The organism is Paraburkholderia sp. CNPSo 3076, from assembly GCF_026343935.1.
GTDB classification, from domain to species: domain Bacteria; phylum Pseudomonadota; class Gammaproteobacteria; order Burkholderiales; family Burkholderiaceae; genus Paraburkholderia; species Paraburkholderia nodosa.
Genome location: NZ_JAPMAL010000005.1, coordinates 255397 through 279769 on the forward strand (window position 1 = coordinate 255397; position 24373 = coordinate 279769).

Below are 24373 nucleotides of genomic sequence, written 5' to 3' on the forward strand. Positions count from 1 at the left end.
TCAAGGCGTGACTGCGTTGTGAAACACCGCGCCCGCACCGGCTGCGCGGGCGCGCTGCAAGGCAAGAACGGCAATGGCGGTGTCCTGCGCCCCGGTGCCGGTGAGGTCGCAGATCGTGATGTCGTTTGCGTCTGCGCGGCCCTCGCGGCGGCCCGCGATGACTTCGCCCAGCTCCGCGAAGCCGCGATCGGGCGCGACCTTGTGCGCCTCGATCGCGTGCCTGAGTTCGCCGAGGACGCGCGTTTGCTGCAAGCGGTCGCAGACATAACGCGCAGATTCGAACACCGAGGGCGCGAGTTCGTTCTTGTACTCGGCGTCGGAGCCCATGGCCGTGAGGTGCAAACCGGCTGGCAGGTCCGCCGCATGAACGAGCGGGGCGCGGCTGGGGGTGGTCGTCACGGCCACGTCGGCCTGCGCGAGCGCGTCGTGCACCGAAGCGGCAACCCGCGCGCGTACGCCGTGGCGGCGTTCGGCGTCGGCGGCGAAGTCGTAAGCCCGCGCCGCATCGCGGGCCCAGACGCTCACGCTGTCGATCTTGCGCACCAGCATGAGCGCGTCGAGTTGCAGGCGCGCCTGCTCGCCCGCCCCGATGATCGCCGCATGGCGCGCGTCGGGACGCGCCAGCCAGCGCGCGGCTACTGCGCCCGCCGCAGCGGTGCGCACGGCAGTCAGATAACCGTTGTCGAGCAGCACGGCTTCGGTAAGACCTGTGCGCGCCGACAGCACCAGCATCAGCCCGTTCAGGCTCGGCAGGCCGAGCGAGGGATTGTCGAAGAAGCCGGGGCTGATCTTGATGGCGAACTGTTCGAAGCGCGGTAGATACGCCGTCTTCACATCGACCTCGCCATGCCGCTCGGGCAGCGCGAGGTTCAGAATGGGCGGCATGACAACGGCTTCGGTTGCGAGCGCAACGAACGCGGATTCGACCTGATCGACAGCCGCAAGATCGAGCGGGACCAGTTCGCGCAGTTGCCCGGCGCCCAGCAACGTAACCGGCGGCAACTCAGGTGGCAATTCGGGTGACAACTCGGAATGCATTTCAAACCTCCGTCACGAGACGGCGGTGCACCGTCATGTCGATGTTCGCGCCGCTCACCACGACCACGATCGGGCCTTGGCTGCGCTCAATGTGCCCGTCGAGCAACGCCGCCATGCCCACCGCGCCCGCGCCTTCCACCACGAGACGCTCTTCGCGGTACGCATGGGCCACGCCGCGCGCGATTGAGGGTTCGCCGAGCAGGATGACGTCGTCAGCCAGCGCTCGGGTCAGCGCAAAGGTGTGGCGATTGTCGAGACCAATGCCGCCGCCCAGCGAGTCGGCCAATGTTTCGCTTTCCTCAACGTCGACGGGATGGCCCGCCGTGAGACTCGCGTGCATGGCCGCGCCGCGCGCCATCGAAATGCCAATGGCGTGCACGTCCGGCCGGATCTGCTTCGCCGCGAACGCCACGCCGCTGAAGAGTCCGCCGCCCGACAGCGGCACCACGAGGGTCGCGGTATCGGGCAGCGCTTCGAGAATTTCGAGGCCGATGGTGGCCTGGCCGGCGATCACGCGCAGGTCGTCGAACGGCGGCACGAACGCATAGTCTTCTTCGCGCATGAGGCGGAGCGCTTCGATCTGCGCCTCGTCCTGGCTCTTGCCCGCGATCACCACGCGCGCGCCCAGCGCGGCCACGGCTTCGACCTTGTTGGGCGGCACGAGCGACGACATGCACACGGCCGACTCCATGCCGAGCGCGTGGGCCGCATAGGCGAGCGCACGGCCATGATTGCCGGTGGATGCGGTGACGACGCGCTTCACGCCTGACTCGGCGAGATGCGCCACCGAATTGGTCGCGCCGCGCAACTTGAAGCTGCCCGTGGGCTGCACGGTTTCGAGCTTGAAGTAAACCGGCACGCCCACGCGCGCCGACAAGGCGGGAGACGCCACGAGCGGGGTGTGCGCTACGCGGCCCGCGAGGCGCTGGCGCGCGCGGTAGACATCGGCAAGCGAGAGTGACGAAAGCGAAAGCGACGACATGAAATGCACGTTCCTTCCAGTGAATCTGTGCAATCCAGTCTAATGAGCCAAAACGGGCTTTCTAATGTCCTGGTACAATCCGCGCCCATCGCGGCATACGAAAAACGCCTAGCTGAAATCGTGCACGTGCGGATACTGCTCGAACACGCCCGCCATGGTCTGCAGCGCGTTGCGGCAGGCGGCGTCCGAAGCTTCCGCGCCAAGGCTGATGCGCACCGCATTGGGACGTTGCGTGCCGCCCACGAGAAATGGGTCCGGCGAGGTCACGGCAATCTTGCGATTGCGCAACTCGCGCACGAGGCGGTCCGCCTGCCAGTGGTCGGGCACGCGCAGCCAGGCGGAAAGCGCGTTGGGATGCGCGCCGAGCACATAGTCGCCCAAGGCCGCGCGCACCATCGCCTGGCGCGCCGCGAGCCGCTCGCGCTGCAGTTCCACGAGGCGGCGCGCGGTGCCGTCCATGATCCAGCGCGTGGCGATTTCCGCAATCGGCGAAGTCGCCATCCAGCTGCTCACGCGCAACACGCTTTCCACGCGCAGCGCAAGCCGGCGCGGCATGGCGAGATAGCCCGTGCGCAGTCCGGTGAGCACCGATTTGGTCATGCTCGTGCAATAGAACGCCAGTTCGGGAATCAGGCTCGCGACAGGCGTGTTGGCTTTCGCGGGCAGCGCGCCATACACATCGTCCTCGATCACGTACACGCCATAACGCTGGGCAATACGCGCAATCGCGCGGCGGCGCGAATCGGGCAAGACGGCCATGGTGGGATTGTTGAAAGTCGGCGTGCACACGAGCGCACTCACGCGCTCGCTGTCGCACATCTCCTCGAAATGCTCGGGACGGATGCCGTATTCGTCGATTTCGAGCCCCTTGAGCGTGAAACCCAGCACGTTTGCCGAGCCGATCACACCGTGGTCCGTGAGGCTTTCGCAGAGCACGGTGTCGCCGGGGCCGACCGTGGACGCGAGCGCGAGGAAAATGCCGTGCGCCGCGCCATTGGTGATGAGGAGCGATTCGGGTTTCACCGGCATGTTGAGCGAGGCGAGCCACGCCGCGCCCGCCTGGCGATGATGCTCGAAGCCCGCGATGGGACGAAACGAGCGGATCCACGGTTGATCGTCCAGCGTCGCGAGCGTGGCGCACACGTCGCGCCACGCGGCGTCGTGCTGCGGCGTGTGGACGATGCGCGCAATGGAAAAGTCGACGATCTCGCGCTCGGCCGTGTCGAGAATATAGTTCGACATCGACTCGGTCACGCGCGCGGCGACGAAGCTGCCGCGCCCCACCTCGCAGCGAATCAGGCCCTGTCTTTCGAGTTCCTTGTAGGCATTGGTGACCGTCTGCACGCTGACGCCCAGTTCCGCTGCCACCTCGCGCTGCGGCGCGAGGCGAACGCCGGAAACGAGCGCGCCGCGCTCGATGTCCTGTGCAATCGCCTTGACCAGCCGTTTGTATTTGGACTCCGCGCCGTGCGCGGCCCCGACCGCGTCACGCCACTCGCCCGAAATCGTCGCCCACGCCATCTCGATCCGCTCCTCGGTAAGCGTTCATGGTCGCTCAGAAACGGGGCGGAAAATAATTGTCTCAGGACAATTGCGGGTAAAAAAGGACAATCAGGTCCGGAAAATCGACACCGCCTGCGACAGCCGGTGTGCCTGCCCCGAGAGCCGACCCCTCGCGCACCTGCCCGACCGATGCGTCGATCAGCACCTTGATTTCGCGCGCCGCGCTCGCGCTCGCGCTGCGCAAGCGAACACTGCCCTCGATCATGCCCGTGATCTCGACCGTTCTGAATGGCCGACATCGTATCCACTATCGCCGCCACCGCCGCGCCGCCATCGGCCGCCGCCGTGCTGGCCGCGGAAACGAGCTGGCGAGCCTGGTTGGCATCCGACGATCCGCTTTCACTTCGCGTCGAGTTGTTTCCACATAGAAGCCGTAATGCGCTGGCGCGCCTTTCCGTAGTCGCGCCACGGATCGACACGCAGCGCTTCGAGCCGCTCGCGCACGTTCGCGACGTTCCAATGGTCGCCACTGGTGAGCGTGTGCAGTTCGTCCCAGTCCACCGGCACCGAGACGCCGAGACCGGGCCGCGCCCGTGGCGCATACGCCACGGCCGTGCTCGCGCCGCGGTTGTTGCGCAGGTAGTCGACGAAAATGCGGCCCTTGCGGTTTTGCGGCCCCATCTTCGCGCTGAAGCGCTCGGGCAGCGTCGCCGCCATGTGGCTCGCCACCGCGCGCGCGAAGTCCTTCGCCTCGGCCCAGCCGCCATGGCGCGTGAGCGGCACGACCAGGTGCAGGCCCCGCCCGCCGCTCGTCTTGCACCATGCCCGCAGGCCCAGCGCGTCGAGCAGCTCGCGCGTGAGCTGCGCGGCCTCGAGCATGCGCGCCCATGCGAGCGAGGGATCGGGGTCCAGGTCGAAGACGATGCGGTCTGGCTTTTCGATGCTCGCCGCGAGCGCATTCCAGGTGTGCAGTTCGATCGTGTCCATCTGCGCCGCGCCGACCAGCGCCTCGATGGAATCGAGCGTGAGCAGCGGCGCATGGCCCGGATCGAGGCCGGCGTGCTGCGTGGCATGGGAATCTGCAGCGCGTTGGCGTGCTTCTGGAAGAAAAGCTCGCCGCCCACGCCCTTGGGCGCGCGCGCGAGGGCCACGGGCCGCCCCTTGACGTGCGGCAGCAGCCACGTGGAAATCGCTTCGAAGTACTCAACGAGATCGATCTTGCGCAGTCCGCTTTGCGCGTCGATCACGCGTTCGGGATGCGTGATGCGCACGCCGGCGACCTCGGCTTCGTCGTGCGCGGCGCGGCGCGTGCGGCTCGCCGTCTTTGGCGCGCTCGTTGAGGCTTGCTTTGCGACCTTCTTTGCACGCTCGCTGCCTGCCGCGAGCACCGGCGACGACTGCCCTTCGCGCACGATGTCCTTCGCGGGCTTGTCCGCGCGCAATCCGACGAACGACGCCTGGCGCACCACGCCCGCGCTCGTCCAGGTCTTGAAGCGCACCTCCGCCACGAGTTCGGGCCGCACCCAGTGCACGCCCGCTCGACGCTCGGCCGCCGGCACCGCAGCGAACGGCGAGGTTTTGCACTCGCGCGCACGCAGTTCGCCCGCAATCGCGTCGAGCCGCGCTGCGTCGAAACCCGTTCCCACCTTGCCGGCATATTGCAGCGCGCCATCATCGCCATGCACGCCGATCAGCAGCGCGCCGAACCCCTCGCGGCTGCCCTTCGGTTCCGTATAGCCGCCGATCACGAATTCCTGGCGCCGAGAGCAGCGCAGCTTGAGCCACGCGGCGCTGCGCGTGGACGTGTAAGGGCTGTCGCGCCGCTTGGCAACGAGCCCTTCGAGATTCGCCTCGCAGGCGGCTTCGAGCAATGCCTGCGGCTCGCCTTCGAAGGCCTCCGAAAAACGCAGCGCGTCGTGAGGCTTCTGGGCAAGCAGCGCCGAGAGCTTGTCGCGCCGCGCCTCGAGCGCCACGTCGCGCAAGTCCGCGCCGTCGAGCCAGGGCAGATCGAAGAGCCAGAACGTGATGTCGCCGGCGCGCCCCGCGTCGAACGCGTTCTGCAGCGCCTGGAAGTTGGGCACGCCGGCTGAGTCGAGCACCACGGCCTCGCCGTCCAGCCACGCCGATTCGACCTTCAGCGCGCGCAGCGCTTCCACCTGGCGCGGGAACTTCGCCGTCCAGTCGTTGCCGGCGCGAGTGAAGATACGCACATCGCCCTTGCCGCGCGCGTGCCGGTCGATGCGCGCCAGCACGCGGTAGCCGTCGAATTTCAATTCGTAGAGCCAGGTGTCGCCGTGGGGTGGGGCATCGGCGGGCGTCGCGAGTTCAGGGGCGAGTGTGTCCGGCAGCGGTGCGCGCACCGCGCCTTCCAGTGCCGTCGCTGCCCCCTGCTTCGCGGCCCCGTTGCCCGACCGCGGGCGCTTTTTCGACGCTTTCGATGCCTTCGACGCTTTCGACGCGGCAGGTTTGTCCTCGATGACATGGAATTCGTCTTCGGGCACGGCCTCGTCGTCACGCTGCTTGATGAGCAGCCAGCTCTCCCGTTTGCCGTCGTGCATGGGGCTGCGCACGAGCGCCCAGCCGCCGTGCAGCCGCTCGCCCTCCAGCGTGAACTTGAGTTTGCCTTGCGCATAGCCTTCGCGCGCGCCGCGCAAGCCGCCCTCGGGACGCCACACGCCGTGGTCCCAGATCGCCACCGTGCCTGCGCCATAGCTGCCTTCGGGAATATGCCCTTCGAACGAGCCATATTCGAGCGGATGATCCTCCACATGCACGGCGAGCCGTTTCACCGTCGGGTCGAGGCTCGGGCCCTTGGGAATGGCCCACGATTTGAGCGTGCCGTCCAGTTCGAGGCGAAAGTCGTAATGCAGCCGCCGCGCGTCGTGACGCTGGATCACGAACGCCCCTTCACCGTCTCGGGGTCGCGCGCTGTGGCGAGCGGCCCTGCCGCGCGGCTCCGGCGTTTCATCGAAGCGGCGTTTCTGTTCGTAGACTTCGAGCTTGTGCTTCATCGTTTGCCCCTTGTTGCGCTCTCTGAGCCGCGGTCGCGTTCATCACGCCGCGCGCCGTCCGCGCTTCGGCGCCGGTTTCCCGTGCGGCGCACTCGCGCCGCTTTCGCCGCGCTTGCCGAGACTGCGCTTGAGCAGTTCGGAAAGGTCGACGATATCCGCGCCACGCCGCTCAGGCGCGGGCGCCTCGACCTGAGCGAGTTCGTGCGCCTTGCCTTCGCGCGCCTTGCGTCCGGCCAGTTCGAGAATCGCGTCGCGGTAGGTGTCGCGATACGTTTCGGGGTCCCAGTCCGTGCTCATGTCGTCGATGAGCTTGCGCGCCATTTGCAACTCATGCGTGCTCACGCCAGCGGCTTTTGCACGCTTGGGCAGGCTCTTCACCGCATCGAACTCGCGCACCTCGGTGGCCCACCGCAGCGTTTGCAGCGCAAGCGCGGGGCCCGCCGCCACAAGCGCCGCGAGATGCTGCCGGCTGTGCAGCACGACGCTCGCAATGCCGATCTTGCCGCTCGCCGCAAGTGCGTCGCGCAGCAGCGCATAGGTCTTGCCCGCGCGCTTGTCGGGCGCGAGCCAGTACGGCGTGTCGAGGTAGAGAAAGGAGACCTGCGCTGCCTCCACGAACGCGAGCAAGTCGACCGTCTGCGTCGATTCAGGGCTCGAGGCCTTGATCTCCTCCTCGGACATCACCACGTAGGCACCTTTCTTATACTCGTAGCCGCGCACGATGTCGTCGTGCTGGATCGGCTTGCCCGTGCGTTTGTTGATCTGCTGGTAGCCGACCGGGTCCAGCGTGCGCCGATCGAGCAGATTGAAGCCGGTACGCTCGCTTTGCGTAGCCGGGAACACTTCGACCGGCACATACACGAGCCCGAAAGTGACGGCACCTTTCCATATCGCGCGTGGCATGATCGCATCCTCCTCGCCTTCCAGATCGTGCGGCTTTCAAGCAAACGCAGTGCCCGCCGCGCTTTGCCGCCCTCCCCGGCGTGCGCGCCCTTCAAAGGGGACGCAACAAAACGCCTTGGTTCCTCGCGGATTTCGTCTACGGGAATACGCGATGCTTCCTTATGAAGACAATGGGCTCCGCCGGCGTTCGCACCTTGCACCAAGGATGCGAATGCAGGCGCGGCGGACGACTACAGCGGAGGCAGCATGCAAGCCGACGGCGCTCCTGCGCTCACGGTCGAGGAAACGTTGATCACCGAGGCTCTGGTGAACCGCCCGAACCGACTGCCCGACTACCAGGGCGAGTGCCGTGCGCTTGCCGCGCTCATGCAGGAAATGGCGAGCAATCCCTCAGGTGTACTGCCTATGCTCGCGCGATTCGCCCTCACGCTTTGCCGCGCCGAGTCGGCCGGCGTGAGCGTGCCCGAGCGCGACGGCCCCACGGCCCGGTTCCGCTGGCGCGCGGTGGCTGGCGAACTGTCCGGCGACGTGGACCGCACGCTTCCCGGCGACGACTGCGCCAGCGGCGTGACGCAGGGGCGCAACACCATGCTCCTGTTCGACCGGCCTGCACGCTGCTTTGCTTCGTACCGCGCGATTGATCCGCCCATCCGCGAAGCGTTGCACGTGCCGTGGCGCGTCAACGGCACGGTGGTCGGCACGGTCTGGGCCGTGACGCACGGCCAGGAAAGACATTTCGACGCCGAGGACGCGCGCCTGCTGCAAAGCCTCGCCTCCAGCGCAAGCGCCGCGCACCAGTTGACTAGCGCGCTGAGCGACGCCCAGGACGCTGGCCGCAATCTTGCGCATCAGGTGGCCGAACGCACGCGCACGCTGCAGAACATCAACACGAAGCTCCACGACGAAGCCGGGCAGCGCAAGCAGGTCGAAGACGCGCTGCGTGAGAGCGAAGCGCGCCTGCAGGCCGCCATTTCCATCGAAACCGTGGGCGTGCTGTTCTTCGACCTCGACGGCACCATGGCCGACGCCAACGGCGCATTCGAGCAGATGAGCGGCTATAGCCGCGAGGATTTGCGCGCCGCGGCGCACTGGGACAGGCTCGTGCCGCTCGAATTTCTCGGCGTCACGACGCGCGCGGTCACCGACCTCGCCACCACCGGACGCACACAGCCCTACGAGCGGCAGTTGATCCGCAAGGACGGCACGCGCTGGTGGGGCCTTTTCGCGCCCACCCGGCTTTCGGGCACGGGCATGGCCTCGAAGTGCGCCGAATTCGCGCTGGACATTACGGAACGCAAGCGCGCGGAAACCGAATGCGTGGACAGCGAGGAGCGCTTTCGCGCATTGGTGGAAGGCTTGGCGCAGGCGGTGTGGGAAGCCGATGCCCAAGGTCAGGCCGAGTCGGTCTCGCCGGGCTGGTCGGAATACACCGGCCAGCCCGGCGAAGAATGGCTCGGCGAAGGCTGGGCCAACGCCGTTCATCCCGACGACCGCGCCTACGCGTTGAGCCAATGGAAGGACGCGATTGCGGCGCAGCGTGTGGTGAACGCGGAATTCCGCTTGCACGTCGCTACGGGCGGCTGGCGCTGGACCAACGTGCGCGCCGCGCCGATCTGGAATCCGGACGGCACGGTGCGCAAGTGGGTGGGCATGAATATCGACGTGGACGACCGCCGCAGCGCCCAGGAAGCCCTGCGCGAGAGCGAGGCGCGCTTTCGTGCGCTAGCCGAAGCGTCGCCCGCGCTGATCTGGCAAATCGACACGCAGGGCAACACGGTCTATCTGAACCAGCGCTATCTCACGGCGATCGGCCTCACGCCAGGACAACTGCTCGAAACCGGCTGGCACACCATCGTGCATCCGCGTGATCTGCCCGGCTTTCTTTCGCGCTTACAGACCGCGCAGCACGACCATTGCGCGTTCCAGAGCCGGCTGCGCGTGAAAATCAAGGACGCGGGCTGGCACTGGTTCGAAACCTGCTGTGCGCCGTGGTTTTCCGCGAGCGGCGAGTTTCGCGGCCACGTGTGTGTCTCGATCGACGTGACCGAAGCCGTGAACGCCGAAGACGCGCTCAAGGAAGCCGACCGGCGCAAGGACGAATTCCTCGCGACGCTCGCGCACGAACTGCGCAATCCGCTCGCGCCCATTGCCAATGCGCTGCACCTCATCCGGCGCAGTGCGTTTCCCGCGGACTCCGCGCCGATACTCGACATGCTCGATCGCCAGGTGCATCACATGGTGCGGCTGATCGACGACCTGATGGAAGTGTCGCGCATCACGCGCGGCAAGATCGGCCTCGTGAAGGCGCCCGTGGCGCTCGCGGAAATCATCGAGAATGCTATCGAAACGAGCCGTCCCGCGATCGATCAGGCGCACCATGAACTGAGCATCACGCTGCCCGACACGCCGCTCGTTCTCGACGCCGACCGCGTGCGGCTTACGCAGGTCTTCGCGAACATGCTCAACAATGCGGCGCGCTATACCGACACGGGCGGCCAGATCCGGCTCGACGCTATGCGCGAAAGCGAGTGGGTCGTCGTCACGCTGAGCGATACGGGCATCGGCATGTCGGCCGAGCAGATTGGTCAGGTATTCGAAATGTTCACGCAGGTCAGCCGCCCTGCCGACCGCAACCAGGGCGGTCTTGGCATTGGCCTCACCATGGTGCGCCATCTCGTGCGCATGCATGGCGGCACGGTCGAGGCGGCGAGCGCCGGCCCCGGCAAAGGCAGCACCTTCACGGTGCGCTTGCCGCTCTCGCAGCAAATGCCCGCCGAAGCGCGCGAGACCCCGGCGACCGTGGCGCGCGCCGCGAAGCCGCTCGCGGGCAAGCGCATTCTCGTGGTCGACGACAACCGCGACGCCGCCGATTCGCTCGCCATGGTGCTCTCGGCCGAAGGCGCGCAAGTTCGCGTGGTCTACGACGGCGCCGCCGCGCTCGGCGCACTGGAGCAGTCGGTGCCACATGCGGTCGTGCTCGACATCGGTATGCCCGGCATGGACGGCTACGAAATCGCGCGGCAGATTCGTCAAAGCCCGAGCTACGTCGGCCTGCAGATCATCGCGCTAACGGGTTGGGGCCAGCACGCCGACCGGCTGCGCTCGCGCATGAGCGGTATCGACTCGCATCTCACGAAGCCGGTCGCATTCCACGCGCTGTTCGAGTTGCTGATCGCGCGGTGAAAGGCCCCGGCCCCGCGCGCCCTTCACACGCCATTGCCCCCGAGCGTCTTGAGGCTCTTCCACTGGCCCTGCTGCACCTCGAAGAGCGTATAAGGCGGCTTGATGAGGTCGCCGTGCGGATCGAACGCGATATTGCCCGTCACACCCACCACCGTCACCTTGGGGAAGCTCGCGACGATCTTCGCGCGGTCGAGCGAATCGGCGTCGCGAATCGCCTTGAGCATGGCGAGCGCGGCGTCATAGGCGAACGGCGCATACAGTTCGACATCCTGATTGAAGCGTGCCTTGTAGCGCTTTGCGAATGCCTGCGCGGAAGGCAGCTTGTCGAGCGCCGGCCCCGGCTCGAGGTCCTGCGTGCCCTCGCCCGCCGGGCCCGCGATCTGCAGGAAGGCATTGCTCTTCAGCGCGCCCGCGCCGAAGAGGCGCGCCGGCATGCCGAGCGTGCGCATCTGCTTGGCGAGCATCGCGCCCTGTTCGTCGAGGCCGCCAAAGAAAATCACGTCGACGTTCTTCTGCTTGAGCGACGTGAGAATGGCGCGAAAATCGACGGCCTTGTCGTTGGTGAACTCGCGATCGACGATATTGCCGTTGGCCCCCTTCGCGCCTTTCTCGAACGCGTCGGCGAGCCCCTGGCCGAAGGCCGTGCGGTCGTCGATGATGCCGATGCGCTTCGCCTTCAACTGCTCCACCGCGAACTTTCCGGCGATCACGCCGCCTATCCCGTCGTTGCCCATGGTGCGAAACACGTTCGCGTAGCCCTGCTGGGTCAGCGCCGGGTTCGTGGAACCCGGCGTGATCATCGCGACGTTCGCGTTGTGATAAACCGTCGAAGCGGGAATGCTGCAGCCCGAGTTGTAGTGGCCGATTACGCCGACCACGCCGTCGTCCACCAGCTTTTGCGCCACCTGCACGGCCACGTGCGGATCGGCCTGGTCGTCCTGCACGTCGAGCACGTACTTCACCGGCTTGCCCCCAATCACGGGATGTTTGGCGTTCTCCTCGTCGATCGCGAGCTGCGCGCCGTACTGCAAGTCCTTGCCGACGCGCGCCACCGGGCCGGTGAGCGGCCCCGCGAAGCCGATCTTCACAACCTCGGGTTCGGCCGCCTGCGCGGGGCCGTGCAAGCCCATCAGCCCGAGGGCCATCGTTAGTACGAGAGTGCGACGGTTCATGATGCTCATCCTCGCTGGGAGACAGTTGCGTTAGGTGTTACGTGGCTGTTGGCTGGAAAGTGGCTCGAAACAGAGGCTAAAAAACGGCGCGGACTATAAGGCGCGAGATCGAGGGGAGGCGCACGCTTTGCAACGAGGTCGGCAACCACGCTGCCCGTCACGCCGCCGAGCGTCACGCCCAGATGCTGGTGCCCGAACGCGTAGATCACGCGCGGCGAGCGGCTCGACGCACCCACCACGGGCAGCGCGTCGGGCAGGCTCGGCCTGAAGCCAAGCCAGTCGCTGTCCGGCTCCGGTAGTCCGGGCAGCGCCTCCTGCGCGGAGCGCGTCAACAGGCGCAGCAGGTCCGCGTTCTTGCCTGCTCCGATGGCCGCCAGCTCGACGGTGCCCGCCGCGCGAATGCCGCCGTCCATCGGCGTCATGTAGAAGCCGCGCTCGGCCCAGCCGCACGGGCGCGAAATCCGGTTAGCGGTGCCAGGAAAGCGTACGTGATAGCCGCGCTCCACGCCTAGCGGCACCGCGTCGCCGCATTGGCGCGCGAGACGCCCCGAAAACGCGCCCGCGCACACAATGGCGTGTTCCGCGTCATGCGCCTCGCCCGCCGAGTCGATCAGCTTCACCGAACTTGCCGCAGGCTTCAGCGTCTCGACGGCCACGCGCCGGTGCACAAGACCGCGCTGCGTTAACATCGCATGCAAGGCCTGCAGAAAACCACGCGGATCGCTCAGAAACCAGCTGCCCTTGAAAAGCGTGCCTTGAGAGAAGAGCGGCGCGAGGCCGGGCTCCAGTTGTGCGATCTCGCTGCGCGCGAGCGTTTCGAACGCTACGCCGAGTGAGCGCCGCAGTTTGAGCGCTGGCTGCGCGGCCTCGAACGACGCCGCGCTCGAATACAGGTAAAGGCATTCGCGTTCGCGCACGAAGGCCGCGAGCGCATCGACGGTCAGCATCTCGCGGTAGCCCTCGAATGCGCGCGAGAGCAGTTGCGCGAGGGCGTTCACGCTGCCCTCGTAGCGGCGCGGCGTGGCGCTCAGCAGGAAACGCGTGAGCCATGGCGCGAGCGCCGGCACGTCGCCCCAACGGATGCGCAGCGGGCTCGTTGACGAGAACAGAAAGCGCGGGATGTTGCGGAACACGTCCGGGTTGTTCACGGGTATGCACGCATAGTTCGCGAACGTGCCCGCGTTGCCGTATGAAGCGCCCTCGCCCGGCCCCTGCGCGTCGTACAGCGTCACGCTGTGCCCGTCGCGCATGAGCCAGTACGCGCACGACAACCCCACGAAACCCGCGCCGATGACAGCCACTTGCGCCATTACTTCTTCCAGTTGGTTGCGGGCTCACGGAAATCCTGCGCGTGAGTCCTCTTGCGTGTGAGCAGGTAAGCCGCCGACACCACCGCCAGGCTCGCGAGGCTCGCCATGAGCTGGCCAGAGAGCGCGCGGTCGAAGCCCATCGCGCAGAGCACGCCGGCAATGGCCGCCACCACGGCCCACGAAAGCCAGGGAAAGAGCCACATCCTGAACGTGAGCCGTTCGGGCTGCGTTGCCTCCAGGCGCCGGCGAATCACGATCTGCGAAACCGCGATGGAGAGATACACGAACAGCATGACCGCGCCCGATGCACTGACAAGATAGAGGAACACGCCCTGTGGCGAAACGATCGCCGCGACGATGGCCACGTAGCCGACGATACTGCTCGCGAGCACGGCCAGGCGCGGCACGCGGCTCTTCGAGAGCGTGAGCAGCGCGCGCGGGGCGTCGCGGCGCTCGGCGAGCCGGAACACGATGCGCGACGACACATAGAGCCCGGAGTTCAGCGCCGACAGCACGGCCACCAGGACGATTGCATTCATGATGTCCGCGGCGCCCGGGATATGCATGGTTTCGAGCGCGGCCACAAACGGCGAGTAACCCACCTTGATGCTCGCCCACGGCACGATGCACGCGATCACGAAGAGCGAGCCGACATAGAACGTGATGACGCGCAGGATGACCGAGCGTGTCATCGACGCCACGTTGCGGCCCGGATCGTCGGATTCGGCCGCGGCAATGGTCGCGATCTCCGCACCGCCCACCGCGAAGATCACCGTGGGCACGCCCGCGAAGATCGACATCGCGCCGAACGGCATGAACCCGTGATCGCCGCTCAGGTTGTTCACGGTCTGGTGCCACGAGCTGAACCCGAACAGGTAGCTCGCGCCCACCACGATGAACACGATGATCGCCGCCACCTTGATCGACGCAAACCAGTACTCGAATTCTCCATACGATTTCACCGAGAGCAGGTTGACGACCGTCATGAGCGAAAGGAGCACGAGCCCGATCACCCAGACCGGTGCGGGAATCCAGCGCTGAAGGATGCCCGCGCCCGCCACTGCCTCCACGGCAACCACGATCACCCAGAAGTACCAGTAGAGCCAGCCGTTCGTGAATCCGGCCCAGTCGCCAAGACCAATGCGCGTGAACTCCGTGAACGAGCCGACGCCCGGATGCGCGAGCGCCATCTCGCCGAGCATGCGCATGACGAACAGCACGACGATGCCCGCCAGCAGATAGCTCAGGCAGGCAGCAGGCCCCATCGCGCTGATGGTGGCGCTGCTGCCGACGAAGAGCCCCGCGCCGATGATCCCGCCGAGCGAAATCATCGTGACGTGCCGCTTGCGCAGCGAATGGCCAAGGGGTGTGGATGTTCCGCCTGAAGCGGGTGTGGGTTGCCGGGTTGCCACGAGCCTGTCCTCCTGTAATACAGTGCGTGTTGCGCCGAACTGCTGACCGAACAAAACCTTGGATTCATACTCACACAATAATTTTTTGTGTGCAATTAAAAAGGCTTTGTGTGGAGACCAGGAAATTCCCTGGTGAGTGATCTTTCGGCCCGGGGCAAAGACAATTAAACTCCCGCCAGATATCGTATTATTGGGTTGAAGATGCGATGATGGCGCTGCTGGCGCATCAGACAGCAGCAAGGCAACGTGGCAGACGATCGAGTTTTGTATGGAGTTACTACTTGCATGAAAGCCGACGATTACCAGACAAAATCGGATGACGATATCCAGACAAAAGGTCGTCAAGCCACGTATCTGGAGGTCTCCCGCAATCTCGAGGAGCAGGTGCGCAGCGGTCAATACCCACCCGGCAGCCGCCTGCCGCCGCAGCGCGATCTGGCTGTGGAACTGGGCATCAACGTCTCCACCGTCTCGCGCGCGTACAAGGAGTTGCAGGCGCGCGGGCTGATCGTGGCGAGCAAGCGGCGCGGCTCGATCGTCACCGGCGGGGCCATGCCTGCTGTCAGCGCCGCGGCGCAGCGCGGCAGCCAGGCGAGCGGCGCTGATGCGAGCGGCGTGGTGGACCTCACCGTCAACCGGCCGGCGACCGGAGAATTTCTCGCGCAGCTCGCCCGCACGATGGCATCGATCTCGCGCGACCCGCGCTTTGCGGAAACCCAGGAATACCAGCCGCCGCAGGGCGCCGAATGGGCGCGCGCGGCGGGCGCGCAGTGGATCGCCGCGCCTGGCTTCACGCCCTCGCCCGAGAATCTCGTCGTGACGAGCGGCGCGCAGCACGGCCTCTATGCGGTCCTGAGCAGCCTGATGGGACACGAAGGGGTGATCCTCTCCGACAAGCTGACCTACTACGGCCTCAAGGCGCTCGCGCCTGTGTTCCAGTTCGAGCTGGTCGGGATCCCGAGCGACGCCGAAGGACTCCTGCCCGACCAGCTCGAAGACGCGTGCCGCCGCATGCCAGTGAAGGCGATCTTCACCGTGCCGAACCTGCAGAATCCCGGCGTGGTCACGATGAGCCTGGAGCGGCGCCTCGCGCTCGTGGAGATCGCGCGGCGTCATCACGTCGCCATCATCGAGGACGACGTGTACGGGCCGTTGCTGCGCAAGCGCTTGCCCACCATCGCGAGTCTGTGCCCCGAGCTGACCTTCCACGTGGCCTCCACCTCGAAGGTGCTCGCGCCGGGACTGCGCATCGGCTATCTGCTCACGCCGCCGCACGGTGCGCCGCTCGCTGCCGAAGCCGTGCGCACAACGGCCTGGATGCCCGCGCCGCTCACCACGCTCATCACCACGCGCTGGATCGAGGACGGCACCGCGCACCTCATCCTTGAAGCGCAGCGTGCGGAACTGCAGGCACGGCAGGAACTCGCGCTCGAGATCCTGCCTCGCGATCTGCTCAACAGCGACCCGGCGTGCATGTTCGTCTGGCTGCGCGTGCCGGCGCCATGGCGTTCCGACGACTTCGCCGCCAACGCGCTCGCGCGCGGCGTGAACACCATGCCGGCCTCGGCGTTCGCAGTGGACCGCTCGACGCTCGAGCACGGCGTGCGCATCAACCTCGCGTGCGCAACCTCGCGGGAGCAACTGGCGCGAGCGCTGAAGGTCCTCGCGCGCACGCTGCAGGACCGCCCGCGCGCCCTCTTTGGCACGATCTAGGCCGCACCCGGATTTTCCCCAATGGGCTGGTGTCGATGGGCTCGCCTCTGGCGCGAGCCCATCGAGCATGCGCACGACCCTGCGCAATTTCTTCCGCTGCGAGTGCGACTCGCGCAGCCCGAATCGGTCATAACGTCCGCGATGTTAGGCAACGACGTTGCACGCCGTCCGCGCTCTGGTGGACTTCGCATCCATCTGCATGACGTGCGCACACATTCGGCTGGCGGGAAGCAAATCAGGTACTAGAATGCATTGGTGCAGTGATGCAAAGGCAGTCTGTTCGGCAGGTACGTTCGACAGTTTGATGTTTCGAGTTCGTCATTGGAGGCATGCTCATGACGTGCCTGAACGAAAAGATTGTCGGTGCAGCCTTTTTTATGCTGAGCGGTTATGCATTCGCTCAGAGCACCGGTGTGAACATTCCCGAAACCATGACGGTCGCCAATATCCCGTCCATGCCGATGGAAGTGGTTCCAGCGCTGCCACCGGAACCCCAGGCGTACCTCCACCGGTACGAAATGGAATATCAGGCGAATCAGTCAAAGCCTTTTTATGCGCAAGTCGAAAGTTTTTATAGCGCGCCGGCGACACAGGAACAATACCATTACGACTTCGTAAAGTCGGTGCAGGGGAGCCGTTACGGTACGCAGCAGCAGGCTGCACGGACAACTGCCGAGTATCTGCAGATGGGCCCTTCCACCGCGCCGCAAATCTCGATTCTGCAGGTGCCGGACAGCACGCTGAACATCGGCGCGCAGCCTCAGCGCAGGCTCTCGCTGACCGTCGACGAATGGGTGTTTTCCGCCACCGCACGCGTCGCCATTCTTCATTCGCATAGCACAGGCGCAACGGTTACGGTTCGGCGCGGTTTCTAAATCCGCGTATTGATTTTAGCCGTCGAGTCGAAAGTCATTAAACGGACCATGTAGCTGGTTTTATCACGGCTCACCTGTGCATACGTCACCCGCTTTTGTATGAGCAGGCGACACGTCGCCTGCATTTCGGGAACGGCGCATGCTACAACGCATCGCGTGCCTTAGCCGCCCTACCCGATGAATCCTCCCAACACGACCGAGACGACCGACAAGCCTCCCATCATCGAAACCACGCTCCCCGCGCGCCTCGATCGCTTGCCGTGGGGGCGCTTTCACGTGCTCATCGTCATAGCGCTGGGCGTCACCTGGCTGCTCGACGGTCTCGAAGTCACGCTGGCCGGTGCGGTAGCGAGTGCGCTAAAAACAAGCCCGGTGCTGCATCTCGACAACGCGCAGGTGGGTCTGGCCGGCAGCGCGTATATCGCGGGCGCGGTGTGCGGCGCGCTCGGCTTCGGCTGGCTCACGGACCGGCTGGGCCGCCGCAAGCTTTTTTTCATCACCCTCGCCGTGTATCTGCTGGCCACCGCCGCGACGGCGTTCTCGTGGAGCTTCGCGAGCTTCGTGGCGTTTCGTGCGATCACGGGCGCGGGCATCGGCGGCGAGTACGCGGCCATCAATTCGACGATCCAGGAGTTCACGCCCGCGCGCGTGCGCGGCTGGACCGACCTCAGCATCAACGGCACGTTCTGGGTGGGCGCGGCCATCGGCGCGGCGGGCTCGCTCGTGCTGCTCGACCCGCACCTGCTGCCCGCCGACTGGGGCTGGCGCGTGTGCTTTTTCATCGGCGCGGTACTCGCGCTCATCATCTTGCCCATGCGCCGCTGGATTCCGGAAAGCCCGCGGTGGCTCCTCACGCACGGCGAGCACGACGAGGCGAAGCGCATCGTCGAGGGCATCGAAACGCGCTTTCGCGATGCGGGCCATACCCTGGAAGGCCCGCCTGATGACCCGCTGCGTCTGCATGCGCGCAGCCATACGCCGCTGAGCGCGGTGTTTCATGCCATATTCGTGCGCCACCGCCGTCGCGCGCTGGTGGGTCTTTCGCTCATGACGGCACAGGCCTTCTTCTACAACGCGATTTTCTTTACCTACGCGCTCGTGCTCACTGAGTTCTATCACGTGCCGGGCGGCGACGTGGGCCTCTATCTGCTGCCGTTCGCGCTCGGCAACTTCCTCGGGCCGATCATGCTGGGGCGGCTCTTCGACGTGATTGGCCGGCGCACGATGATCGCCGCGACCTATGCACTCTCGGGCGTGCTGCTCACGGTGAGCGGCTGGCTGTTCGAACAGGGCATGCTCACGGCGACAATGCAAACCGTCGCGTGGATGGTGATTTTCTTTTTCGCCTCGGCAGCCGCGAGTTCTGCCTATCTGACTGTGAGCGAGTCGTTCCCGCTGGAAATTCGGGCGCTCGCCATCGCCGTGTTCTATGCGTTCGGCACTGCACTGGGCGGCATCATCGGCCCGGCGTTCTTCGGACGACTGATCGATACGCACCAGCGCAGCGAGGTGTTCACGGGCTACGTGGTCGGATCGGCGCTCATGCTCGCGGCTGCACTCGTCGCCGCGATCTGGGGCGTGGACGCGGAGCGCAAGTCGCTCGAACATGTGGCCGCGCCGCTTTCGGCTGTCGGGGAGGAGTAACCTGGCTGCGTTACTGCGTTGCCTTCTGTGAAGGTACGTCGCGGTCCAGCGCCTCGAGTTCGACGAACAGCTCGGGCAATGACTTCTTCATCTCAGGAATATCGGACGACACCCGGCTATCGCTAATCTCACTGTGAGGCTTTCCGGTACGAGTCGTCTGTGGCGAGCAGAAGCTGGTCGACGAGTTCGAGCTTCAGCGGCCTATCGGCGTCGAGCTTCGTTTTCTCGATCACGTATTTCCAGCCGTTGCCGTTACCCGGGTTCCGGAAGTACGCGACGATGGCCACGTACTTCGTGTCGGCTTTCATCGGCTGCGAGAGACTCGCCGACGCCCCCGGGTTCAACGCAGCGGCCATGCTGTCCTGCAGGTCCTGCGCGAGTACCGTGCGGTCGTTTTTCAGGAGATCGTCATACGATGCGCCATCGAACAGCTTGCGGTCCCTGAGCTGGTAGATGCGTACCGCGACCGAAGTCGGCCGGCCGGCATCGTCCGGATTCAGGGCCGCGCGCGCGGACAGATCGACGTTGAGTACCTTGACCTGTTTGTGAAACACGGCGTGCCAGGCACTCGACGACGTGTCCGACACGGCCTGCCAGGCGCCGCAGGCCGACAGCAGAAAGGTAGATGCCACAGTGGCAATGGTCAGGCGGATAAACATCATGGTTTCCCCGGTTATGTGCGTTTCGGAGTCAGGTAAGGATTGGGCGCAGGTGCGGGGAACGCTTCGGTCACACCAAGCGCAATGGTAATCGTGCGCTCTTCCACGGCAGGCAGCACCGTGGTCCAGCCAAGACGCGGTGCTGGCGGGGCCGATGCCGTCCTGATCGTGCCAATCGTGCCGATGACCGGCAAAGGCGCGATCCGCGAGGACACCTGCATGCGCAGATGAACGTCGGCTTTCACGCCCACGTAAAGGCGCACGAATGCCAGCAGTTCACGGTTCAGCCACGCCTCCGGCAAGAGGTCGTGTGCCTGTTGTGCGTTGGCGGGACGCAGCGTCACCCGAACAGCACGACTGCGATAGGCAAGGCGACGACCGAGCACGTAGCCCCCGCCCAGCCCCCCGTGAGCGCCGTTCTCCGATTCCTGTGCCGGAGGACGTGAGGTCAATGGCCTCGGCTGGCCGGGACGGGTGAGCGCCGGGAAAAACTCGTCGGCGCGCACTTCCACGCCCGGCACGGCCAGCGCAATCACTCCCGCGAGGCCTTCTGGCGTGCGGGTCTTGAGGCATAGCAGTCCCAGCAGCGCCAGCATGCGGCAATCAGGCAGCCCCGCGCGCCCGGGTTTGTCGCCCCAGCCAAATCCGACCAGGCTCAGCAGGTTGCGTGAATGGGCATCGGACCCGCCCGGCCGGAAGCTCTCCGGATAGCGATACTTCTTCCATGCGCGGTACAGCATCGTGACGAAGCGGTGATCGAACCGGTCGAGAAACGACTCGACCACCTCATGCCCCTCCTCGCGCAGGACAATGTCGTCGATCATGTGCGGCGGTACCGCCGCATCGACGCCATACAGACCCATGAAGGTCGTGCGCACGGTGGGCCGCACCGACCGCGCGGTTTCATCTGCCGCGTCGCCGAAGTCGACGGCGGCGACTTCGCCCGCAGGAAATCCGACGCGCGGCCACGACCCGAAGCGCACGGGTTCATGCTCGGGCGTATCGCGCGTGCCCAGGCCCGGTCGGTCCGGCGCGCTCACCTCGAGCAGGCGGCACACCTGCATGAAGTTCATCCGGGGCGCGCGGGCCAGCAGCGACGCAACCAGGGGCTCAAAATTGGGAAAATCCTCTGGCTTCATAGCGGGGAACGTTCTGCCTTGCTGCGCGGCCACACCGTGCGGGTCTGCGATGGCAGACTCACGATCGAGAGCTTCGTGAACAGGTTGATTTCCGCGTACAGTGCGAAGAACCGGTGCAGCAGTTCGCCGAACAGCATCACGTCGCCCTCGCCCGCGAATGCATGGGAATCGAGCGTGACCTCGATCAGCACGCCGCGCTCGACCGAGCCGCCCGACACCTCCTCGAGCAACTCCTCCGAAACCCAGAGAATGCCGTTAAGGCGTCGCCGGTTCAGTTCGTCATCGGTCCAGTCGTAGAGGCCGAGCGCGCCGCGCAGCACCTCCGCGTCCATCAGCGACAGGAAGTTGGGCGCAAGATGAGATAAAACCCGCCACTGGAACCGGTCATCCGTCGGGGGATAGAGCGGCAGCGTGGGCGCGACCAGGTTGCGCACGCCGGCGACGTTCGGCGTGCTCGCGGCGAGTTCGCTGAGACTCGCCTCGCGCAGCCCCTTGCGCGGCAGCATCCCGTTGGTGCCGGTCACGCGCAGCGAGAGGCTTTCCTCCGGCAACGCCTCCATCGTCTCCCAGGCGTGTCCACCCAGGACGACCCACGTCTCATGTAGTCCCGACATGCCGGGGCGCACCCGCGCGTGGAAATACCGCTCCGGCGCCTCGTGACGCAGCATGCCGCCGCGATGCCGGAACGTGGCAAACGGGACGTATTCGTAGCGCTCTGCCGTCACATGGTCGAAGGCCTCGATCGCATCGACCGCATACGTTTCGACGTGTTCACCCCGATGGCCCGCCGGCACGACACGGTATTCCGTCTCGTGGTGGTTGATCTCGATGGGCTCGGCGTCGAGTTCGAAGAGATTGATGACCGGCGAGCAGAACAGTCGCACGTTGTCACGGCTGAAACGCTGGTCCGACGGGTAGGATTCCTTGAGGATGAATTCCAGCTCGAAGCGGGTTGTTCCCGCGGGCAACCTGGCCACGTCGAGTCCACACAGGTCGACGAAAAGGAACTTTTCCCTGAAAGAAAAATATTCGAGCAGGAGCTGGTAGCCCGAGAACGCCGCGTCGGCCTTGGGCCACAGCCGCTCTTCCGGGGAAAAGCCCGCTGGCTCGATCGTGACGCCAGACAGCGGCAGCGCTTCGCCGTCGCGCACTTCCGGAATGCGCCACAGGATCGAATCGATCTGGCGCGTGAGCGCAAGATGCATCGAAAACGCCACTGGCAGATCGGCGTTCAGGTGCAGGCGCACGCGCGAAAGATCGGTTTCCTCACGCCGCGCTGAACCGTGGACCTCGAAGCCGAGCCGGATGACCGAGCGGCCGTCATTGCGCACCGACGGTCCGGCATGCGTGATGGTGAGCGGCTGCAGCGTCACGGACTGGGTGGTCCGGTAAAGGCACTGCACGGTGCGCGGCGTCGTACCCTCGGCGCCCGCGGCGAGCGGCACACTGATGGGCGCGGAACGCACCGGCACATCCGCTGGCACCACTTCAGTCCTCTGGAGTTTCTCCCGCAGCGGAATCAGCTCGACGACCGACAGCGACGGCATCATTCGCAGATAATGTGGCCACAGCAGGCTCACGAGCCCTTCGGTGAGTTCTGGCAGTTCGTCGTCGAGCTTCTGCTGCAGGCGCCCGGTCAGAAAGGCAAAGCCCTCGTGCAGACGCTCGACGTACGGATCGCGATCGCCCACGCGATCGAGGTTGAGCAGGCGCGCCCGGTCGGGATGCGCCTTCGCGAACTCCTTGCCGGATTCGTGCAGATAGCGCATCTGGGCTTCGTAGTAGCGCAGAATCGGATTGTCCATCGCAATACTTCCTGTTTTTAATTCGCAGTGCAAATCAGATCGAAATCCTGCCCTTCCCTCATCTACAGGATTCTGGTGCCGGTCAGTGTCGGGCTCGCATGCATCAGGCCACGCTTCCCGATGGCCGCCGCACGGATCCCGCGCGCCTTATTGGGCCAGCGCCAGTGCGCGTGCCGGGTCGAGTACCGTCATCTCGCCCTGCAGTTCGCCAATGCGACGCGCGAGCGCTGGCTTGTCGGCATCCTTGCGGTTGCTCGCCGCCTTCAACGCCCGCAGCAGTTGATGCTTGACCTCGAAGACGAGCGCAGGATCCCAGCGCACGAGCGGCAGCGATTTCGCGGACATGTCCAGTTCGACCAGCAGGGCAAGTACGGTTTCGGCACGCCCGGCATGGTCGGCCACGCGCGCCATCACGAGCCGCTGCAGGAAGCGGTGGCGGTAGGTCTTGAGTCCAGGCAGGGATTCCAGCCACGCGAACGCCGCCTCGATACCGTCGCGCCCGGCCAGGTCTCTTGCCTGCGCCTCGATCTCGGGCCAGTCGCCTGAGGCTTCGTTCTCGCTGCCGGCCGAGACCGGCAGCGGCGCGACACCCTCACCCGCTTCGAGATCGCGGACTACGGCATGCCGCGCAATCCACTCGAGCGTCGTATCGTCGGCGAACGGCGTGCCGTCGCTGAACGACAGCCGCTCTAGCCCGGGCAGCCGTTCGAGAAAGAGCGCAAAGTCCGCGCGGAGCAGTTCGCGCCATGCACCGTACGGTGCTCCCACGTGATCGAGGGCGACGTGCTGGAAGTACTGCAGATCGAACCAGAGATGATTGACGCCTTCCATAAACGCGCCCTCGACCCGCTCGAGCAGTTCGTGCCACTGCTTCTGCAACATGAGCCGCTTCATCTGCTGACGCAGCTCTGCGCGCGGCGCAGTGAGCCGCGTATGCGATGCGGCATCGGCTGGCGGCACATCGTGGAGCGTGTCCCAGCGGATGCTGCGCACGAGCCGCACCGAGGGCAGGTAGCCGTTCTCCTGATCGCGCAGCCACCCGGCCATCGTGCGGGCCTGCTCGAGCAGGTCCCGCGTCGAGGCAATCGGGCCAGACGGGGCGCCTGCCATGGCCGGCGGCGATGATCCAGTCGATTCGGCCTCAACACTTCGAGCCTCGCTGTCCCTGCGCTCAAAACGCGACACCAGGGGCTGCAGATTCGGGCGGGCAACTTCGGGCCATGTGAGCGTTAGCGTTACCAAGATGTCGAGCGCCGCAAGCGCGCGCTCGAGGTCCGCCGGCGCAAACTCGCCACGGGCTTCGAGCAGCTCCAGCACGCGCGCGGTGGCAAGCATTTCAAGGGCGCCCTTCTTCGCTTCGGCGCGCGCGGGCAGCACGGCAACGCCGAACCGGTCGACAAGCGCGGCGGCCAGTTCCAGTCCGTCGGCAAAGCCCGCGGTGCCATGCTGCCGCAACCGCGCGAACGCGTAGTAACCCGCGAGACGCAGGTCCTTGCCGGTCTCCTTCAGTAGCTGCTCGCACCACCTGGCAATCAGGCTCTCGTCGATGCCCGAGAGCTTGCCCGCCTCATCCCGGAGCGCAAAGAACGCATCCTCGTAGCCGGGATCGCGGCCGACGCCCGCTTCGCCTGGGAACGGCTGCACCCACGGCGCCCACACGTCAAGCCGCGCGCGCGCCAGTTCGCCCGCGTCCTCGCGCGCCGGAAAGAGGCTCCTGAACAGTTCTCCCAGCATCATTGCGCCTCCGGCACAATGCCTTGCGGCAGGGGCGTTGCAGCGTGGTTCGCGGCCGCGATGGCTGCGGGTGGCAGCGGCGGAGGACCGCTGACAGTCGCCTTCGGCCCAGCCTTTGCGCTACCGGTCAGAAAGATGCGCGCGGGCAATGCAAAGTGCCGCAGCTGCAGGACGTCAAGCGGTCCGGCGCCGGCCTCGCTGCGCAGCTGGGCCCTGAGCGCAATGCCCTGGCTTGCATCCGGCGTCCACGTGAGCAGCCAGCGCGCGTTATCCTGCCGGGAGACCTTCGC

At 65.9% G+C, this 24373-nt stretch carries 17 protein-coding genes and 1 pseudogene; 4 read left to right on the forward strand and 14 right to left on the reverse strand.

Going from position 1 to position 24373, the window contains the following annotated elements:
- The 6 genes and pseudogenes from M3A49_RS08430 to M3A49_RS08455 form a co-directional block, all read right to left on the reverse strand.
- Positions 1-1038, reverse strand: coding sequence for a cyclodeaminase (locus tag M3A49_RS08430; RefSeq protein WP_266228280.1), 1038 nt, complete (start codon positions 1036-1038; stop codon positions 1-3).
- 1 nt (position 1039) lies between these two features.
- Positions 1040-2020 (reverse strand): hydroxyectoine utilization dehydratase EutB, encoded by a 981-nt coding sequence (gene eutB, locus M3A49_RS08435; RefSeq protein WP_266228282.1) that lies wholly within the window; start codon positions 2018-2020, stop codon positions 1040-1042.
- A gap of 108 nt (positions 2021-2128) precedes the next feature.
- A complete protein-coding gene (locus tag M3A49_RS08440; protein WP_266228283.1) occupies positions 2129-3541 on the reverse strand; it encodes a PLP-dependent aminotransferase family protein in 1413 nt (470 codons plus the stop codon).
- A 61-nt stretch (positions 3542-3602) separates the two neighbouring features.
- On the reverse strand, positions 3603-3788 hold the full coding sequence (locus M3A49_RS08445; protein WP_266228284.1) for a hypothetical protein: 186 nt from the start codon (positions 3786-3788) through the stop codon (positions 3603-3605).
- Between the two features lie 134 nt (positions 3789-3922).
- Positions 3923-6534 (reverse strand): annotated as a pseudogene (ligD, locus tag M3A49_RS08450) (DNA ligase D).
- Between the two features lie 42 nt (positions 6535-6576).
- Positions 6577-7437: a Ku protein gene (locus tag M3A49_RS08455; protein WP_323183123.1), complete on the reverse strand. Its 861-nt coding sequence runs from the start codon at positions 7435-7437 to the stop codon at positions 6577-6579.
- Positions 7438-7683: 246 nt separating this feature from the next.
- On the opposite strand from M3A49_RS08455, the gene M3A49_RS08460 reads away from it, so the two are divergent.
- Positions 7684-10620 (forward strand): PAS domain S-box protein, encoded by a 2937-nt coding sequence (locus M3A49_RS08460; RefSeq protein WP_266228285.1) that lies wholly within the window; start codon positions 7684-7686, stop codon positions 10618-10620.
- Between the two features lie 23 nt (positions 10621-10643).
- Here M3A49_RS08460 and M3A49_RS08465 read toward each other — a convergent pair whose 3' ends face one another.
- Genes M3A49_RS08465 through M3A49_RS08475 form a run of 3 tightly spaced genes read right to left on the reverse strand, consistent with a single transcriptional unit; the run spans position 10644 to position 14433 of the window.
- Positions 10644-11792, reverse strand: a complete 1149-nt coding sequence (locus tag M3A49_RS08465; RefSeq protein WP_266228286.1) for a branched-chain amino acid ABC transporter substrate-binding protein — start codon at positions 11790-11792, stop codon at positions 10644-10646.
- Positions 11793-11797: 5 nt separating this feature from the next.
- Positions 11798-13102 (reverse strand): NAD(P)/FAD-dependent oxidoreductase, encoded by a 1305-nt coding sequence (locus tag M3A49_RS08470; RefSeq protein WP_266228287.1) that lies wholly within the window; start codon positions 13100-13102, stop codon positions 11798-11800.
- Positions 13102-14433 (reverse strand): amino acid permease, encoded by a 1332-nt coding sequence (locus tag M3A49_RS08475; RefSeq protein WP_266228302.1) that lies wholly within the window; start codon positions 14431-14433, stop codon positions 13102-13104. Before M3A49_RS08475 ends, M3A49_RS08470 begins: the two co-directional genes overlap by 1 nt.
- 366 nt (positions 14434-14799) lie before the next feature.
- Between M3A49_RS08475 and M3A49_RS08480 the strand changes: the two genes are divergently transcribed.
- The 3 genes from M3A49_RS08480 to M3A49_RS08490 all read left to right on the forward strand — a co-directional run bounded on the left by M3A49_RS08480 (position 14800) and on the right by M3A49_RS08490 (position 18746).
- Positions 14800-16227 carry a PLP-dependent aminotransferase family protein gene (locus M3A49_RS08480; protein WP_266228288.1) on the forward strand — a complete coding sequence of 476 codons (1428 nt, stop codon included), beginning with the start codon at positions 14800-14802 and terminating at the stop codon, positions 16225-16227.
- A 335-nt stretch (positions 16228-16562) separates the two neighbouring features.
- Complete coding sequence (locus M3A49_RS08485; protein WP_266228289.1) at positions 16563-17102, forward strand: hypothetical protein; 540 nt, start codon at positions 16563-16565, stop codon at positions 17100-17102.
- A 177-nt stretch (positions 17103-17279) separates the two neighbouring features.
- On the forward strand, positions 17280-18746 hold the full coding sequence (locus M3A49_RS08490; RefSeq protein WP_266228290.1) for an MFS transporter: 1467 nt from the start codon (positions 17280-17282) through the stop codon (positions 18744-18746).
- Between the two features lie 128 nt (positions 18747-18874).
- Here the strand turns inward: M3A49_RS08490 and tssJ are convergent, their stop codons facing one another.
- From tssJ to M3A49_RS08515, 5 genes are all read right to left on the reverse strand, one after another.
- Positions 18875-19405: a type VI secretion system lipoprotein TssJ gene (gene tssJ / locus M3A49_RS08495; protein WP_266228303.1), complete on the reverse strand. Its 531-nt coding sequence runs from the start codon at positions 19403-19405 to the stop codon at positions 18875-18877.
- A 14-nt stretch (positions 19406-19419) separates the two neighbouring features.
- Complete coding sequence (gene tssG, locus M3A49_RS08500; RefSeq protein ID WP_266228291.1) at positions 19420-20544, reverse strand: type VI secretion system baseplate subunit TssG; 1125 nt, start codon at positions 20542-20544, stop codon at positions 19420-19422.
- Positions 20541-22349 carry a type VI secretion system baseplate subunit TssF gene (gene tssF, locus M3A49_RS08505; protein WP_416338934.1) on the reverse strand — a complete coding sequence of 603 codons (1809 nt, stop codon included), beginning with the start codon at positions 22347-22349 and terminating at the stop codon, positions 20541-20543. Before tssF ends, tssG begins: the two co-directional genes overlap by 4 nt.
- A 147-nt stretch (positions 22350-22496) precedes the next feature.
- The gene (tssA, locus tag M3A49_RS08510) at positions 22497-24086 is read right to left on the reverse strand and encodes a type VI secretion system protein TssA (RefSeq protein ID WP_266228292.1); all 1590 of its coding nucleotides are present in this window, start codon (positions 24084-24086) and stop codon (positions 22497-22499) included.
- Positions 24083-24373, reverse strand: a 291-nt coding sequence (locus M3A49_RS08515; RefSeq protein ID WP_266228293.1) for a hypothetical protein, incomplete at its 5' end; no start/stop codon positions are given. The genes M3A49_RS08515 and tssA, both read right to left, overlap by 4 nt.